Here is a 16,417-nt window from a genome sequence, read left to right on the forward strand (position 1 = left end):
GGGCGTCACGCCACGGGCCGCGCCTCGACCCCGGCGGCGGGCTGCTGGTGGCCGCCGCTGGCGAGCATCCGCACCTCGCCGCGGTCGCTGATCTCCGCCTGCACGATGCCGGTGTCGTCGGCGTACACCGGATGGCCGCCGGGGCCCTTCCGCTCGGTGCGCCGTACGACGACGACGTCCTCGCCCGAGTCGTCCGCCGCGGCTCCGTTGGTGTCGCCGGCGCGCCCGAAGATCAGTTCGTATGCCGCGTCCGTGTCGCCCTGGCCCATCACACCGTCCTCCTATGTAGGAATATGACCCGAATGCTCATTATCAGGGAGTTCTCCGTGAGTGCGAGCGTGGTGTGACGATCGCGGGACCCAGCGCGACCGCGTATGTGGGCTCGGGAGTGCTCGTCGCCGACCAGGGTCCGGCCCGGCAGACCGGCACCGCGACAACCCTGCGGGGGCAACGGGCCGGTCGAAGTAAGCCCCCCTCGCGCTCGCCCGCGCGCCGCACCAGATCCGCGTGGGCGGCGCAAAGCCCGCCCATGAGGCCCCCGCCCGGCACCGCGGCCGTCGCGCTCCAGGACGCGTTCGTCCTGGCGGTCGGTCGCGACCTGGCCGCGGGAACGGGTGGCTGCCATCCGGTGCCGGAGCTGTACACCCGCGTGGCGCTCACGCTCAAGACGGTCGCAGGGCTGAGCACGGAGGAGATGGCCGCGCCTTCGTCGTCGCGGAGACCACGAAGGCCCAGCCCCTCGCGGACGCCGAGCAGAAGATCGCCGAGGCCGGGATCCCGTACCGGGTGCCCGGTGCCGACGCGCTCCCGGAGCGGCCCGGCCGCCGTTCGCCGCCATGCGTGCCCACGCACACCGGACGGCGACGCGGACGGCGGACGGGCCGCGGACGGGTGCGCGATCGAGCTGAGCGCGGACGAGGTCGAGCGGGTCGGACCGGAGCGGCGCCGGGCGGAGCCCGGCCCGCAGGGCCGTGCCGTCGCCGGCCGGTCCGCACGGTTTCAGCAGATGCGGGGCAGCTGCTCCCCCAGCGGCATGTCGACGACGCGCGTCCCGCCGAGTCCGGTGCGGGCCACCACCATGCCGGGATGGGCGTCGACCGTCTCGCCGATCACCGCCGCCTCGCGGCCGAGGGGGTGCGCGCGCATGGCGGCGAGGACCGCGTCGGCGTGCTCGCGCGGGACGAAGGCCACCAGCTTGCCCTCGTTGGCCACGTACATGGGGTCGAGGCCCAGCACGGCGCAGGCGTTGGCGACGGCCGGCGGGACCGGGACGGCGCGCTCCTGGAGGACGACACCCGTGCCGGAGGCCGCGGCGATCTCGTTCAGGGACGCGGCCAGCCCCCCGCGGGTCGGATCGCGCAGCACGTGCAGGTCGCGGGTGACGGCGAGCATCGCTTCCACGAGGCCACCGAGGGCGGCGCAGTCGCTCTCGATCTCGACGCCGAACTCCAGCCCCTCGCGCACGCTCATGATCGCCACGCCGTGGACGCCGACCGGCCCGCTGACGATGACGACGTCGCCGGGGACGACGCGCTGCGGGCGCAGGTCGACGCCGGGCGGGATCAGGCCGATGCCCGAGGTGTTGACGTAGATCCCGTCGCCGTGGCCTGCCTCCACGACCTTGGTGTCCCCGGTGGCGACCTCGACGCCCGCGGCACGGGCGGCCGCGCCGAGCGCTTCGGCGACCCGGCGGACGACGGCGGTCTCGACGCCCTCTTCGAGGATGAACGCGCAGGAGAGGTACGCGGGCCTGGCGCCACTCATCGCGAGGTCGTTGACGGTGCCGTTGACGGCGAGGTCGCCGATGCTGCCGCCGGGGAAGAACAAGGGCCGCACGACGAACGAGTCGGTCGAGAACGCCAGGTGCGCACCGCCCAGTTCGAGCGCGGCCGAGTCGCCGAGCCCTGCCAGCAGGGGGCCGCCGAAGGCGGGTGCGAAGATCTGCTCCACCAGCTCGGCGGACATGGCGCCGCCCCCGCCGTGGCCCATCACCACCCGCGGCTGGTCGCGCAGGGGTGCCGGGCAGGTCCACGCCGTGAGGTCCGGTCGTACGTCGGTGGTCTCAGCCAACGGGGGTGCCCTCCCGGGTCGCGGTGGTCAGGTCGAGCCGCCGGTAGAGGTAGTAGGCGGCGCACGCGCCCTCGCTGGAGACCATCGTGGCTCCGAGCGGGGTGCGCGGGGTGCAGACGGTGCCGAACGCCTCGCACTGATGGGGCTTCAGCAGCCCTTGCAGGACCTCGCCGCTGCGGCAGGCGGCCGGTTCGCGGGTGTCGATGCCCGTCACCGAGAAGCGGTGCTCCGCGTCGTAGTCGCGGTACCGGGCGGAGAGCCGCCAGCCGCTGGCGGGGATCACACCGATGCCGCGCCAGGCCCGGTCGGTGGTCTCGAAGACGTCGTCGAGCATGGCCCGTGCGGCGGGGTTCCCCTCGGGTGTCACGGCACGCGGGTAGGCGTTCTCCACGGTGTGCTCGCCGCGCTCCAGTTGGGCCACCGTGCGGCGTACGCCTTCGAGGATGTCGAGCGGCTCGAAGCCGGTGACCACGAGGGGGACCCGGTACCGCTCGGCGAGCTGCGGGTACTCCCCCGTGCCCATCACGCTGCACACATGGCCGGCGGCGAGGAACGCCTGCATGCGGCAGCTCGGCGACTGCATGATCGCCTCGATCGCCGGGGGCACCCGGACGTGGGAGACCAGCAGGCTGAAGTTGCGGATGCCGAGCTTGCGGGCCTGGTACACGGTCATGGCGTTGGGCGGCGCGGTGGTCTCGAAGCCGATGCCGAAGAAGACGACCTCTCGGTCCGGGTTCTGCCGAGCGATCCGCAGCGCGTCGAGCGGCGAGTACACGACCCGCACGTCGCCGCCCTCGCCGCGCACCTGGAAGAGGTCCCGGCCGGTGCCGGGCACACGGAGCATGTCGCCGAAGGAGCAGAAGATCACCTCGGGGCGGGAGGCGATCGCCAGCGCCTTGTCGATGACCTCCAGCGGGGTCACACAGACCGGGCAGCCGGGTCCGTGGATCAACTCGATCTCGTCCGGGAGGAGTTGGTCGATGCCGTGCCGGATGATGGTGTGGGTCTGGCCGCCGCAGACCTCCATCAGCGCCCAGGGCCGGGTCACGGTGGCGCGGATCTCGGCCAGGAGCCGCCCCGCGAGAGCGGGGTCCTGGAACTCGTCGATGTACTTCACGGCCGCGCCTCCAGCTCCTGGGCCTGCCACTCCTGCGCTTCGAGGGGGTCGGCGAACTCCTCCTGGAGCAGGCCGAGGTTCTCGAACAGCTCCAGCGTCCGCCGCGCGGACTCCTCGTCGAGCCGCTGGAGGGCGAAGCCGACGTGGACGATGGCGTACTCGCCGACCTGGAGGTCCGGCAGGTACTCCAGGCACACCTCCTTCACCACCCCGCCGAAGTCGACGGTGGCCATCCGGGTGCCGTCCCGCTCCTCAACCGCCAGCACTTTGCCGGGTACCGCCAGGCACATGCGTCTCTCCTCGCTGTTGTGCTGCCACGACGAGCTGGCCGAGCGCCAGCCCCCCGTCGTTCGGAGGGATCCGGTGGTGGCGCAGCACGGTGAAGCCGTCCTCCCGCAGGCCCAGCGCACAGGCCGACGAGAGCAGGGTGTTGGCGAACACGCCGCCGGTCAGGAGCACCACGTCCAGGCCGTGGCGCTCGCGGGCCGTCCCGCAGACCGTACGGACGAGCCGGGCGACGGCGCTGTGGAAGCGCGCCGCGATCAGGGCGGCCGGGGTGCCGGCGCGTACGTCGTCGGCGGCCGCGGCGAGGAGGGGTGCGGGATCGGCGCTCAGCGGTGCATCGCCGTCCTGCCCGTGCGGGCGCAGGGCGAAGGTGTAGCGGTCGTCGTCCGCACCGGCGGCGTGGAGGGCGGCGCCTTCGAGTTCGATCGCGGCCTGTGCCTCGTATCCGGCGCGGTGGCAGACGCCCGCGAGGGAGGAGATCGCATCGAACAGCCGGCCCATGCTGGAGGTGGGAAGGCAGTTGAGGTTCCGCTCCAACTGGCGTTCCAGCAGGTCGAGTTCGCCGGGCAGGCAGGCTTCCGTGCAGGGCAGTCCGGGGGTTCGGGCGATGCCCGCCGCCCGCAGATGCGCGATGGCCATCCGGTACGGGCGCTCCACGGCCGCGTCACCGCCCGGCAGCGGCACGTACGCGAGGTGCGCGTGGCGGGTGTAGCCGGCGTAGTCGGCGAGCAGGAACTCCCCGCCCCAGACCGCCCCGTCGTCGCCGTAGCCGGTGCCGTCGAAGGCGACGCCGATCACCGGACGGCCGCCGTCCAGGCCGTGTTCGGCCATCGCGGCGGCGATGTGCGCGTGATGGTGCTGGACGCGGACGAGCGGCCGGCCCCCGGCATGGCGCTCGGCCCAGCGGCCGGAGCGGTAGCCGGGGTGGCGGTCGGCGGCGACCAGCCCGGGGTGTACGCCGGTGACGGCCTCCAGCTGCTCCTCGGCGCAGGCGAAGGCGTGCTGTGTGGCGAGGTCGTCCATGTCGCCGATGTGGGCCGACAGCCACGCCTTGCGGCCGTCGCCGAGGCAGAAGGTGTTCTTGAGGTCGCCGCCGACGGCGAGCGCGGGGGCCACGGGCACCGGCAGGGCGACGGGAAGCGGGGCGTGGCCGCGCGAGCGGCGCAGCGTCAGCGGTTCCCCGTCGCACACGCGGACGACCGAGTCGTCACACGGCACATGGATGGGCCGGTCGTGGGTCAGCCAGGCGTCGGCGAGATGGGCCAGCCGGTCCAGGGCCTCCGTGTCGTCGGTGACGATCGGCTCCCCGGCGTGGTTGCCGCTCGTCATGACGAGCAGCCGGGGCGCGGTGCCGTTCTCGCTGTCGAGGCCGAGCAGCAGGTGGTGGAGCGGGGTGTACGGCAGCATGACGCCGAGGTCGGGGCTGCCGGGGGCGACCGTGTCGGCGAGCGGGGCGGCGCCGGGCGCGGGCAGGGGCTCGATCCGGCGGCGCATCAGGACGATGGGCCGGACCGGACCGGTGAGCAACTCCCTTTCCACGGGGCCGATATGGACGAGGTGCTCGATGTCGGCGATGTCCCGGGCCATCAGCGCGAACGGCTTGTGGCCGCGGTTCTTGCGCCGCCGCAGCAGCGCCACCGCGGCGGGGTCGGTGGCGTCGCAGGCGAGGTGGTAGCCGCCGAGCCCCTTGACCGCGAGGATCGCGCCGCCGGCCAGCAGTTCGCGCGCCTCGGCGATCGGGTCCGCGGCGACCGGCCCGCCGAGGCTCCGGTCGTTCGGGTCGGGCGCGAGGGTCACCCGCGGCCGCAGCCCGGGGGCGGCCGGGGCCACGATCAGCTGCGGCCGGGGCCCGCAGGCGGGACAGGCGACCGGCTGCGCGTGGAAGCGGCGGTCGGCCGGATCGGCGTACTCCCGGGCGCAGTCGGCGCACATCGGGAAGTCGGCCATCGTCGTGTGGTCGCGGTCGTAGGGCAGGCCGGTGACGATGGTGAAGCGCGGCCCGCAGTGCGTACAGGTGATGAAGGGGTGGCGGTGGCGCCGGTCCGCGGGGTCGGCGAGCTCCGCCAGGCAGTCGGCGCAGGTGGCCGTGTCGGGTGCGACGAGCGTGCGCACCGGCCCGCCGGTGAGCGAGGCGAGGATGGTGAATCCGCTGCCGCCGCGCGCGGGGAGCCCCTCGTCGTGGACCGACTCGACGACCGCCAGCGGCGGGGCGTCGTCGCCGATCCGCGCGCAGAAGCGGGCGACGGCGAGCGGCGCGCCCTCGACCTCGGCGATCACGCCGTCACCGGTGTTGGTCACATAGCCGGTCAGTCCGAGTCCGGTGGCGAGGGCGTGGACGAACGGCCGGAAGCCGACGCCCTGGACGACTCCGCGGACGGTGACCCGGCGGCGCTGCACGGACGGCTCGACGGGCGGTGTCACGGCGGGCACGGCGCCAGGCGCGGCGGAGGCCGGGCCCGACGCTGCGGCGGAGGCCGGGCCCGACGGTGCGGCGCCCGGGGTGAGCGCCACGTCGTGCTGCCGGGAAGTCACGACCGGGCCCGTGCCATGACGGGCGCGTGGACCGGCGTACCGCCGGCCGCCGCCAGCGCCCGGTCCAGCAGCGCACCCGCCCCCTGCCCGGTGCGTACGGAGGTGAGCACCACGTCCACGCCGGGGTTGACCTGCTGGACATGGGCGCGGAAGGCCGTCTCGTCGAAGCCGACGGCCCCGGCGATGTCGGTCTTGGTGACGACGACCAGATGCGCGAGTCCGAAGGCCGTGGGGTACTTGAGCGGCTTGTCCTCGCCTTCGGTCACCGAGGCCAGCACGACCCGCAGCGACTCGCCGAGGTCGTAGGAGGCGGGGCAGACCAGATTGCCCACGTTCTCCACGAACAGCAGCCGGGTGTCCGCGGGCAGCCAGCCGTCCAGGTGCCCGGCGAGCATCCCGGCCTCCAGATGGCACAGCCCGTCGGTGAGGATCTGCTTGACGGGGAGGCCGGAGCGGGCGAGGCGGCGGGCGTCGTTCTCGGTCGCCAGGTCGGCGGTGAGCGCCGCCGCGGCAACGCCCCGCTCCCGTGCGCGCAGCAGCTCGGCTTCGAGCAGCGCGGTCTTGCCGCTGCCGGGGCTGGACAGCAGATTGACCACGGTGGTGCCGCGGGCGGCCAGTTCGGCGCGGAGCGTGTCCGCGGCTGCATCGTTCCTGGCGAGCACCGCCTGCTGGAGGTCGACGACTCGGCACATGGTCAGCTCCCCTCGGAGATGGGTTCACGGGCGGGGGTGTGCGCGGGTCCTGTGTCCCACTCGACGGCGGCGATCCGCAGCTCGCGGCCCGTGAGCAGTTCGGCGGCGGGACCGCCGCACCGGGGGCAGGACAGCTGCGGGGGCATGCCGACCGCCCAGTCGTCCGCGCAGGCCGCGCAGCGGGCGGTGCCCGGGACGGACTCGGTGATCAGTTCCGCGCCTTCGAGCAGCGTGCCGGCGCAGGCCAGTCGGAAGCCGAAGGCGAGGGCGTCGGGGACCACTCCGGCGAGTTCGCCGATCCGGAGCCGCACGGTCCTGACCGCGGTGGCTCCGCCGGAGCGCGCCGCTTCCCCGACCTGGTCGACGACGGCCAGCGCGATGGACATCTCGTGCATCGGTCTCCGTACTGCGCGGCGGGCGGCCCCTCCGGCCCATGGACGGTCCCCCGGCGCCCATTACAGGGCCCGGCGGGCGGGCCCTGCCGACCGGCGCGCCGACACCGGACGGTGCTGTGCACCATTCGGTGCAGCGGTCGCCGCCAGGTGTGTCACATCGTGCGGATGCGCAGGTACCGCATGATGTCCGGCAGGAGGTTCTTGAGGACGGCCGCGACGGCGACGGCCGCGGCGGCTCCGCCGATGATGCCGCTGGTCTTCTTCATGGTCTGCTCCTCGACTCGGAGTGGGGGTTCGGGACCGGGTTCGGGCCCCGGTGTCATCGCGCCGCTTCGTACTGGACCAGGTCCGCCACCATGCGTACGGCGGCGGGCACGGCGGCGGCCACCTGCGGGCTGAGCCCGATGCCCTCGTCGACGCAGGCGGGTTCGCAGCCCACGACGAACGTGCGGCGGGGCGGGGCGGTGCCGGTGCCCGCGCAGAGCGTGCCCAGCAGGGCGAGCACGGCGTCGGGGGACATCCGGTGGCCGTCGAGCGGGACGCCCGCGGCGGCGTCGCCGCCCGGTGCGTCGGGCTCGATCAGGTACAGCGTTCCCGGCTCGCCGCCGCGCGCGCTCGCGTCGACGAGGACGAGCGTGTCGTATCCGTCGAGCAGTCGGTAGGCGAGGTGGACGCCGCGGATGCCGATGTCCGCGACCTCGACGTGGCCCGGCAGCGGCCGCTCCGTGAGCCGCCGTACGGTCTCGACGCCGAAGCCGTCGTCGCCGAGGAAGATGTTGCCGACGCCTGCGACGAGGGTGCGGGGGGCGGGGCCGTCCTGCGCGGGGGCGTTCACGCGTCCTCCAGGGGTGCGACCTCGTCGGGCCGGAAGTACAGGTAGCGGCCCTGCTCGCGGCGGATGTCGGCGCCGGGGTCGCCCTCGACGGTGACCGCGATGTGCACACCGCCGTCCACGTCGTGCAGGACGGCCTCGACGTGGGCGCTGCTGCCGTGCAGGAAGAGGTCCTGGGCGTCGCTGTGGCGCCGGCCGGGGCGCAGTACGACGCGGCTGCCCGCGCGCACCTCCCGGCCGTCGACCAGGACGTGGTCGCGGGCGGGGTCGACGCTCGTGTCGGCGCCGGGGTCCCACCAGGGGGTCTCGGGCCTGAGGGCGGCGGCCGGTCCGGCCGGGGCCGCGGGTGCGGGTGCGGTGGCCTCGCGCAGACCGCGTACCGCTCCGTGCAGCCGCTCCAGGACCTCGGGGGGCATCGAGTCGGCCAGGTCGATCACGGCGGCGGCCCTGGCGTCGGTGCCCCGTGCCTCGCGCTTCTCCTCGTCGGTGAGGGCCGCGGTGCGCAGGGCGAGGATCTCGTCGATCTCGGTCGCGTCGTACAGGGCGCCGGGGCTCTCGGGCGCGATGGCCGGGTGGTCCTCCAGGATGATCGGGGAGGACAGGACGAGGTCCGCCGTGCCGGGTTCGCCCGCGAGGACGGGCCAGGTGTGCAGGTTGCGGCAGGCGGCGACCGTGCCTCTGGCCCACTCCGGCGGGTCGGTCATCGAAAGGAACCCGCCGGAGTCCAGGCACAGCAGCAGATGGGTGGCGACCAGGGAGTGCGGCAGGGCCGCGTCACGGTCGCCGGCGGGCTCGGGCAGCCAGGTGCTGGTGTTCTCCACGACGGCGGTGAGCCGCATCGCCCGGTAGGGGCCGTCGAGTTCGGCGGTGGAGAGCCGTACGACGCCGCCGATCTCCTCGCGGCGGCGCACGAGCCGTCCGACGGTCCGCCCCGCCCCGTCGAGGACGGGTTCAATCTCCTCGTGGGCGGGCCGGGTGAACGGGACGGCCGTGCCGTCGCCGGCCACCGCGGCCACGGGGACGGCCAGGGCGACGCGTTCCTCCACGCCCTCGTCCCAGGGGACGAGGACGCGGTCGTCGAGGTGCAGTTCGCGTACGGTCTCGAACGTGCCGTCCGCACCGGTCTGCTGGACGGTGCGCCGCTGGGCGTGCAGGAAGCGCACCTCGACCGCGAGGGTGGCGCCGGGCTTCGGTTCCATCAGGCATTCGGTGTGCTGGAACTCGTGCTCGTCGCAGGCGGCGCTCCAGGCGGGCGGCACGAGGACGCCGAACTGCCAGCGCAGCCGGTTCTTGGCCGCCGACGCCCGGTACGGGTAGAGCACGTAGCCCTCGAAGAGGACGGCGTCGGCCACGTGGCGCGCCGTGGCGAGCCGGGCCTCCGTCGCCGCGGTGAACGTGGCGGTGGTGGTCATGGCGCAGTCCTTTCGCCCGCCGTGTCGAGGAGTTCCTCCACGGTCGCCTCCCAGGACGGCAGCGCCCGCCGCGACCGGTAGGCGAGCAGGGTGTCCAGGGTGGCGGCGGGCAGCCGGATCCAGCCGCAGCCGGGGAAGTGCTGGTCGACCATCTCCTGCCAGACCTTCACCGGCATCCGGAACGCCGCTTCGCGGTCCCAGGGCACCGGTTCGACACGGAACCCGGCGGCGCCGGTGAACGCGGTGCCGGAGAAGAGCAGGAGCAGCGGCACCTCGCCGGCGAAGAGGGCGTGGAAGTAGCGGGTCGCGGCGACGTCCATGTCGTAGGTGCAGGGCACGACCAGGTCGGTCTCGGTCTCTCCGGTGAACCCGGGGACCATGAGCGGGACTTGGGCGAACTGCACGGGGTGGAGGGTGCTGCCCCAGCGGGAGCGCTCGCCGAAGAGGTCGGTGAGGCCGTCGGCCTCCGCCGGGTCGTAGCCGCGCCGGGCGGGCTCGATACGGATCTGGCACCGCAGGGCGAGCGCGTGGACGGGCGTCTCGTCGGAAGCGGTGATGCGCAGCCGGAAGACGAGTGTCGGTCCCGCGGCGTAGGCGTCGGCGCGCACGCCGGTGCAGCGGAAGGTGAATTCGGTCATGGCCGGCTCCCCTGCGGCGGCCCGGCCTGCAGGCGTACGTCGTCGAAGAAGGCGTCCAGGGCGGCGCGGGCCTCGGCGCCGCCGTCGAAGCCCTGCCAGGTCTGCCGCATCCGCCCGACCAGGGCGTAGCAGATGTCGACGGGCACCAGATGGCACTCGGTGCCGCGGTCGCCTTCGGTGTCGGTGCGCCGGCCGTCTGCACGTCGGCCGTCTGCACGTCGGCCGTCTGCACGTCGGCCGTCTGCACGTCGGCCGTCGCCGCGGCGCAGCAACAGGGCCTCCACGTCGGGTTCGAGCTCTTCGGCGAGCCGCGTCGCGGCGAGGACGTTCTCCCAGTCGGACGGCTCCAGTTCGCTCTCGGTGGCCCCTGCCGGGCTCGGGTAGAGGGCGACGGGCCGGCCGAGTGCGGTGTTGCGGAAGAGGAAGGCGACGCCGACGGGGATCCGCAGGAGTTCCCAGGTGTGGTGGTCGATGCGGTGGTCGGGGTCGGACAGGTAACGGCCCGGGACGGCCCGGAAGCGGCCCCCGGACGCGCCCGGGCGGTCGAGGAGCGCCGCGCAGGGAGGGCATGCGCAGGCCAGGGCCCGCTTCTCGATGTCGACGAGGTGCCGGTGGCGTTCGTCGGGGAGGCGTACGCCGCACAGTTCGCAATGTTCCTCGGCGGCCGGGCGAGGGGTGGTGAAGCGGCGCAGTCCGCGCGGGCCCGGGGCGGGCCGCAGGTGCCCCGGGCCGGTCAGGGCGGCGCTCACGGCGCCGCCGTGGCGGGCAACCGGCCGCCGGCGGCGGAGGCGGCGGGCGGGCCGGTGCCGATCTGGAGCAGCGCGGGTTCGCGCGAGGCGGCGGCCTCCAGCTCGACGGCGGTCACTTCGGGTGCGAAGCAGGCCAGCGCCTCGACCGCGGCCTGACGGGCGACCTCCTGGGTGCTGGGGCAGCCGCAGCCCGTCGCGCCCGTGACCCTGAGCCGCAGCACCCCGGTGGTCTCGTCGAAGCCGGCCGACTCGACGGAGTGCCGCACGCCGTGCAGGGCGCGGGCGATGCGGGTGGGCACGTCCTCGGGGTGCAGATCGTGCAGGACGAGCAGTCCCGCGACGAGTTCGTCACCGAGCAGGCCCGACAGCGGCTCCTGCGGCGCGGAGGCGCCGGGCTGCCGGCCGAGCAGTTCGACGGTTCTGGCCAGTCCCGCGCCGTAGAAGTCCATGAGGACCCGCACCAGTTCCTCGGCCGTCGTGCACGCCTGCTCGTCGCCGCTCGCGGCCAGCCGGTCGAGGATCTCCTCGACCCGCCGGCCCGCCTGCTCCGCGGTGACGGTCCCGGAACCGGAACCGGAACCGGAACCGGCACCGGTCCGGGTAGTGGTGGTGGTGGTGCCGGTCCCGGTCCCGGTGCCGCCGTGGCCGCTCATCCGGCGAGTCCGCTCAGTCCGGTCGGCACGTGCAGCGACTTCACTGTCCTGCCGCCGCCGACGTACATGTGGACGCCGCACGGCAGACAGGGGTCGAAGCTGCGCACGGCGCGCATGATGTCGATGCCCTTGAAGTTCTCCGGCGGGTTCTCCTCGAAGATCGGTGTGTTCTGCACGGCGTCCTCGTAGGGGCCGGGGGTGCCGTAGCTGTCCCGGACGCTGGCATTCCACGGAGTCGGCGGGTACGGGTGGTAGTTGGCGATCTTGCCGTCCCTGATGACCATGTGGTGGGAGAGCACTCCTCGCACTGCCTCGGTGAAGCCGACGCCGATGGACTCGTCGGGCACGTCGAACTTCTCCCACGTCTGGGTGCGTCCGGCGCGCACCTCCTCCAGGCCCTTCTCGGCGCAGTGCAGCGCGACGGCCGCCGCGTACGCCTGGAAGTAGGTGCGGGCGCGGTTGCGCTCCAGCGCGTTGCTCCACTGCGGGATCTTCCACTCGAAGGTGGTCTCCGGCTTGGTCAGCGTGCGCGGGAGGTTGATGACGACGCTGTGGCCCGTGGCCTTCACGTAGCCGATGTCGACGAGCCCGGACAGGGCCGTGGACCAGAGCCGGGCGATGGGGCCGCCGCCGGTGTCGAGCGCCAGGTGCTCCTTGCCGTCGAACCAGCGCGGGGACATCACCCAGCTGTACTTGTCGTCGAAGTCCCGCTTCTGGGGGGCGGGGATGGTGTGCTGGTTCCACGGGTGGCGCGGGTCGACGGGGTTGCCGAGCGGGTCGTGGGTGACGAACTGCTCCTGGCCCTCCCAGTCCTCGTAGTACGAGCTGCCGAGCAGGATGCGGATACCGAGATTGATCTTGGTGAGGTCGTTGGTGACCAGTTTGCCGTCGACGACGATGCCGGGGGTGACGAACATCCGCCGGCCCCAGTCGGTCATGTTGGCGTAGGTGAAGTCGCAGTGGTCGGGGTCGTTCAGCGCTCCCCAGCAGCCGAGCATCACCCGTCGGCGGCCGACCTCCTCGTACCCCGGCAGGGCCTCGTAGAAGAAGTCGAAGAGGTCGTCGTGGAGCGGGACGACGCGCTTCATGAACTCGACGTAGCGCATGAGGCGGGTCAGGTAGTCCGTGAACAGCTGGACGGACGCGACCGTGCCGACGCCGCCCGGGTAGAGCGTGGAGGGGTGCACATGGCGGCCCTCCATCAGGCAGAACATCTCCCGGGTGTAGCGGCTGACCTGGAGGGCCTCGCGGTAGAACTCGCCTTCGAGCGGGTTGAGGGAGCTCATGATGTCGGCGATCGTGCGGTAGCCGTGCTCGGCGGCGTGCGGCGCCTCGGTGCGCTGAGCCTGCTCCCAGACGCCCGGGTTGGTCTCGCGGACCATCTTCTCGCAGTAGTCGACCCCGACCAGGTTCTCCTGGAAGATGTTGTGGTCGAACATGTACTCGGCGGACTCGCCGAGGTTGATGATCCACTCGCCGAGGTGCGGCGGTTTCACGCCGTACGCCATGTTCTGCGTGTAGACCGAGCAGGTGGCGTGGTTGTCCCCGCAGATGCCGCAGATGCGGCTGGTGATGAAGTGGGCGTCGCGCGGGTCCTTGCCGCGCATGAAGACGCTGTAGCCGCGGAAGACCGACGAGGTGCTGTAGCACTCCGCGACCCGCTTCTGCTTGAAGTCGATCTTCGTGTGGATGCCGAGGCTGCCCACGATCCGGGTGATCGGATCCCAGGACATCTCGACCAGGCCGGTACCGTCGCCGGCCGTCTTCGTCTTCGGTGCCATCGTGTGTGCGGTGCCCTTCTTCTCTTCACGTCGTCAAGCTGCGGGCGGGGCGAGGCCCCGGTGTCGGTGCGGGTGGTGTCGTGGTCGATGGGGGTGCGTCACCACGGGGGGCGGTAGCCGGTGGTGATCTTCTTGCCGGTGTGCCGCCACTTCGGCTCCTTGTCCACGGTCCTGGCCGTGATCGAGCGGAGCCTGCGGACGACGGCCCCGTACGCGCCGCTGGACGTGGTGGAGATCCGGGCGCCGGGCGGTTCGTCCATGAACGGCATGAACTTGTCGGGGAACCCCGGCATGGTGCAGGCGATGCAGATGCCGCCGACGTTCGGGCAGCCGCCGATGCCGTTCATCCAGCCGCGCTTGGGCACGTTGCACTTGACGACCGGTCCCCAGCAGCCGATCTTCACCAGGCACTTGGGCGAGTCGTAGGTCTCGGCGAACTGGCCCTGCTCGTAGTAGCCGGCCCGGTCGCAGCCCTCGTGCACGGTCGCGCCGAACAGCCAGGTCGGGCGCAGCTTGTCGTCGAGCGGGATCATCGGGGCCGACCCGGCCGCCTGGTACAGCAGATAGGTCAGGGTCTCGGCGAAGTTGTCGGGCTGGATCGGGCAGCCGGGCACGCAGACGATCGGGATCCCGGCCTTCGACTTCCAGTCCCAGCCCAGATAGTCGGGCACGCCCATGGCGCCGGTCGGGTTGCCCGCCATCGCGTGGATGCCGCCGTACGTGGCGCAGGTGCCGATCGCGACGACGGCGAGGGCCTTGGGCGCGAGCCGGTCGATCCACTCGCTGGTGGTGATGGGCTGGCCGGTCTCCGGGTCGTCGCCGAAGCCGCACCAGTAACCCTCGCGCTTGATCGACTCGTTGGGGACGGAGCCCTCGACGACGAGCACGAACGGGTCGATCTCGCCGCGCTCCCCCTTGAAGAACCACTCGATGAAGGTGTCGGCACCGCCGACCGGGCCGCACTCGAAGTCGATCAGCGGCCAGTGGACCTGGATCTTCGGCAGGCCGGGGAGCCCGGCGAGCGCGATCTCCTCGATGCTGGGCTGCATGGCGGCGGTCAGCGCGACCGAGTCGCCGTCGCAGCTGAGCCCCGCGTTGATCCAGAGGATATGGATCGGCCGCTGGTCCGTACCGGCCGCGGCGTCGGCCGCGGCCGGCGATGCTGCATCCATGGGGACGCCTCCAAGGGGGAGGTAACACGACAAAGACCCTTTTCCGGGCCTTCTCTCTTGCTAACAGGCGGTCGGCCCCGCTGCCACCGCGCGAGCCGCGGACGGAGCATCGGACGCGGTATGCGAAGGCGCGGCGGACGACGTACCGGGCGGCGCGCCGGGCGGAGGACCCGGCAGAGGACCGGGCGGTGCGCCCGGCGGCGGTTCCTTGCGGACGAAGGCGCGGCGCAGGGCGTGGTAGGGGGCGGTCGGGTCCGAGAAGGTGCGCCGCATCCGGGCGAGTTCCCGCTCCCGGTGGGCGGCGAGCGGTTCGACCGCCTCGCGGCGGTCGCTCTCCGCCTTCTTCGCGGCGATGCGCGAGCGGGTCGCCGCCGCGGTCGCGAGCCGTGCCGCCAGTGCGGTGACCTCCGCGGTGAACCGACCGGGGGCGCAGTCGATGACCCGGTCCGCCAGTCCGGTCCGCAGCGCGGCGGTCGCGGTCATCGGCAGCGCCTCGCGGGTGAGGCGTTCGGCCGTCGGCAGGCCCACGCGGCGGGGCAGGGAGTACGTCCAGTACTCCGAGCCGTACAGGCCCATGCGCCGGTAGTGCGGGTTGAGCACGACGCCCGACCGGCACCAGACCTCGTCGGCGGCGAGGGCGAGCATCACCCCGCCGGCCGCCGCGTTGCCACCGAGCGCGGCGACGGTGAGCCGGTCGGTGGTGGTGAGGACGGCCTCCACCAGGTCGTTCATGGCGTCGAGGTTGGCCGAGGACTCCGCTCCGGGGTCGGCCGCCGCCTCGATCACCTTGAGGTGGATGCCGTTGGAGAAGAGATCCCTGTCCCCGCCGACGACCAGGACCGAGGTGGGCCGGGTGCAGGCCGCCCGGTAGGCGTCCAGCAGCCGCCGGCAGTGGTCCGTGCTCATGGCACCGCCGGGGAACGAGAACGACAGGAATCCGGCGTCCCCTTTCTCCCGGTAGCGGATGTCGCTCCAGGTGACGTACTGCGCGGTGGGGTGCTGCGCGGTCCCGTGCTCCTCTTCCGCGAGGAGCTGCGCGGGGAGCGGCGCGGGGAGCTCGGGCAGGGCGGGCAGCCGGCCGGCCAGGGCGAGGGTGGCGGGGAGGGCGAAGGCGGCGGGCGCGCCCGGGCGCCGCCGCGGCCGCAGTTCGGGGATCCACACCGCGCCGTCGGCCGTCGCGCGGCAGACCGCGCCCGCCCTGGTGGCCAGCAGGTCTCCGGGGCGCCCACGCAGCCCGTACTCCGGGTGGCCGCCGTGCAGGTACCACTCGCCGCCGAGCAGCTCGTCGAGCACGCCCGGCTGCGAGTCGGCGGCGCGCAGGATGCGCACGACCCGCTCGGTGGAGTCGTCCTCCCAGGAGATGCGCCGGAACTCCTGGCGGAAGTACGGCCGGATGCGGATCGCGCCGGACCCGCCGGACGCGCCGGGCGTGCCGGACGCGCCGGGCGTGCCGGTCTGCGGCTGCGGCTGCGGCTGCGGCTGCGGCTGCGGCTGCGGCTGCGGCTGCGGCTGCGGCTGCGGCTGCGGGGCGTACGTACCGGACGCGAAGCGCTCGACGGCCAGCAGGACCGCGGTCGTCGCGGCGTCGGAGACCTCGTTGCGATAGAGGTCGCTCTTGCCGACGGGTGGCACGACGTCAGGTACGGGAAAGGTCACCGCGGCCCACACGTCCCCGGCGTCCATCTCCTCGTCGGCCTGGAGGACCGTGACGCCCCAGGTGGCGGCGTTCTCGTGGACCGCCCAGTCGAGCGAGGACGGTCCGCGGTCGCCGGGCGGCCCGGGGTGGACGATGAGACAGGTGTGCGCGGACCACACATCCCGTGGGATCGCGGTCTTCAGCATGGGCGCGAGCACCAGGTCCGGCCGGTGGCGGCGGACGGCGTCGCGGACGGCGTCACCGTCCGGGGTCTGCTCCACGGCGACGCGGTGTCCGCGGTCCCGCAGTTCGGCGTGGACGCGCTGGGTGAGGCTGTTGTAGGCGCTGGCGACGAGCAGGAGGTGCATGGCGGCCTTCCACCGGATCCGGCGGCTCACGGCCGGTGACGGGTCCGGCCGCCTGTGATCGTTGGCCGCGGCGGGCCCCGCCGGC

General features: G+C 73.4%; 16 protein-coding genes. All 16 read right to left on the bottom strand.

Features of this window, described 5'->3' with window-relative positions; all coding sequences use genetic code 11:
* Window positions 1-5 precede the first annotated feature (5 nt).
* The 16 genes from KK483_RS00520 to KK483_RS00590 all read right to left on the bottom strand — a co-directional run bounded on the left by KK483_RS00520 (window position 6) and on the right by KK483_RS00590 (window position 16,332).
* On the bottom strand, window positions 6-269 hold the full coding sequence (locus tag KK483_RS00520; RefSeq protein WP_262002786.1) for a DUF6296 family protein: 264 nt from the start codon (window positions 267-269) through the stop codon (window positions 6-8).
* A gap of 730 nt (window positions 270-999) precedes the next feature.
* Entirely contained in the window at window positions 1,000-2,070 is a 1,071-nt protein-coding gene (gene hypE, locus KK483_RS00525) for a hydrogenase expression/formation protein HypE (RefSeq protein WP_313877763.1), read from the bottom strand.
* A complete protein-coding gene (hypD, locus tag KK483_RS00530) occupies window positions 2,063-3,187 on the bottom strand; it encodes a hydrogenase formation protein HypD (RefSeq protein ID WP_262002787.1) in 1,125 nt (374 codons plus the stop codon). Before hypD ends, hypE begins: the two co-directional genes overlap by 8 nt.
* The gene (locus KK483_RS00535) at window positions 3,184-3,477 is read right to left on the bottom strand and encodes a HypC/HybG/HupF family hydrogenase formation chaperone (RefSeq protein WP_262002788.1); all 294 of its coding nucleotides are present in this window, start codon (window positions 3,475-3,477) and stop codon (window positions 3,184-3,186) included. Before KK483_RS00535 ends, hypD begins: the two co-directional genes overlap by 4 nt.
* Window positions 3,440-5,893, bottom strand: a complete 2,454-nt coding sequence (gene hypF, locus KK483_RS00540; protein ID WP_399015913.1) for a carbamoyltransferase HypF — start codon at window positions 5,891-5,893, stop codon at window positions 3,440-3,442. Before hypF ends, KK483_RS00535 begins: the two co-directional genes overlap by 38 nt.
* Before the next feature lie 107 nt (window positions 5,894-6,000).
* The gene (gene hypB / locus KK483_RS00545) at window positions 6,001-6,696 is read right to left on the bottom strand and encodes a hydrogenase nickel incorporation protein HypB (protein ID WP_262002790.1); all 696 of its coding nucleotides are present in this window, start codon (window positions 6,694-6,696) and stop codon (window positions 6,001-6,003) included.
* 2 nt (window positions 6,697-6,698) lie between these two features.
* Window positions 6,699-7,091, bottom strand: a complete 393-nt coding sequence (locus tag KK483_RS00550; RefSeq protein ID WP_262002791.1) for a hydrogenase maturation nickel metallochaperone HypA — start codon at window positions 7,089-7,091, stop codon at window positions 6,699-6,701.
* 152 nt (window positions 7,092-7,243) lie between these two features.
* The gene (locus KK483_RS35410) at window positions 7,244-7,357 is read right to left on the bottom strand and encodes a DUF6893 family small protein (RefSeq protein WP_399012932.1); all 114 of its coding nucleotides are present in this window, start codon (window positions 7,355-7,357) and stop codon (window positions 7,244-7,246) included.
* A 53-nt stretch (window positions 7,358-7,410) separates the two neighbouring features.
* Window positions 7,411-7,926: a hydrogenase maturation protease gene (locus KK483_RS00555; RefSeq protein ID WP_262002793.1), complete on the bottom strand. Its 516-nt coding sequence runs from the start codon at window positions 7,924-7,926 to the stop codon at window positions 7,411-7,413.
* Window positions 7,923-9,335, bottom strand: coding sequence for a hypothetical protein (locus KK483_RS00560; RefSeq protein ID WP_262002794.1), 1,413 nt, complete (start codon window positions 9,333-9,335; stop codon window positions 7,923-7,925). Before KK483_RS00560 ends, KK483_RS00555 begins: the two co-directional genes overlap by 4 nt.
* Window positions 9,332-9,973 carry a DUF6084 family protein gene (locus tag KK483_RS00565; protein ID WP_262002795.1) on the bottom strand — a complete coding sequence of 214 codons (642 nt, stop codon included), beginning with the start codon at window positions 9,971-9,973 and terminating at the stop codon, window positions 9,332-9,334. Before KK483_RS00565 ends, KK483_RS00560 begins: the two co-directional genes overlap by 4 nt.
* Window positions 9,970-10,722 carry a DUF5947 family protein gene (locus tag KK483_RS00570; RefSeq protein ID WP_262002796.1) on the bottom strand — a complete coding sequence of 251 codons (753 nt, stop codon included), beginning with the start codon at window positions 10,720-10,722 and terminating at the stop codon, window positions 9,970-9,972. The genes KK483_RS00565 and KK483_RS00570 overlap by 4 nt, the downstream gene beginning before the upstream one ends.
* Window positions 10,719-11,375: a hypothetical protein gene (locus KK483_RS00575; RefSeq protein ID WP_262002797.1), complete on the bottom strand. Its 657-nt coding sequence runs from the start codon at window positions 11,373-11,375 to the stop codon at window positions 10,719-10,721. The genes KK483_RS00570 and KK483_RS00575 overlap by 4 nt, the downstream gene beginning before the upstream one ends.
* Window positions 11,372-13,156 (bottom strand): nickel-dependent hydrogenase large subunit, encoded by a 1,785-nt coding sequence (locus KK483_RS00580; protein ID WP_262002798.1) that lies wholly within the window; start codon window positions 13,154-13,156, stop codon window positions 11,372-11,374. Before KK483_RS00580 ends, KK483_RS00575 begins: the two co-directional genes overlap by 4 nt.
* A gap of 98 nt (window positions 13,157-13,254) precedes the next feature.
* A complete protein-coding gene (locus KK483_RS00585) occupies window positions 13,255-14,328 on the bottom strand; it encodes a hydrogenase expression protein HypE (protein ID WP_262002799.1) in 1,074 nt (357 codons plus the stop codon).
* Window positions 14,329-14,388: 60 nt separating this feature from the next.
* Window positions 14,389-16,332, bottom strand: a complete 1,944-nt coding sequence (locus tag KK483_RS00590; protein ID WP_262002800.1) for a hydrogenase maturation protein — start codon at window positions 16,330-16,332, stop codon at window positions 14,389-14,391.
* Window positions 16,333-16,417: the final 85 nt, after the last annotated feature.

Source organism: Streptomyces sp. FIT100 (assembly GCF_024584805.1).
In the GTDB taxonomy this organism is placed as follows: Bacteria; Actinomycetota; Actinomycetes; order Streptomycetales; family Streptomycetaceae; genus Streptomyces.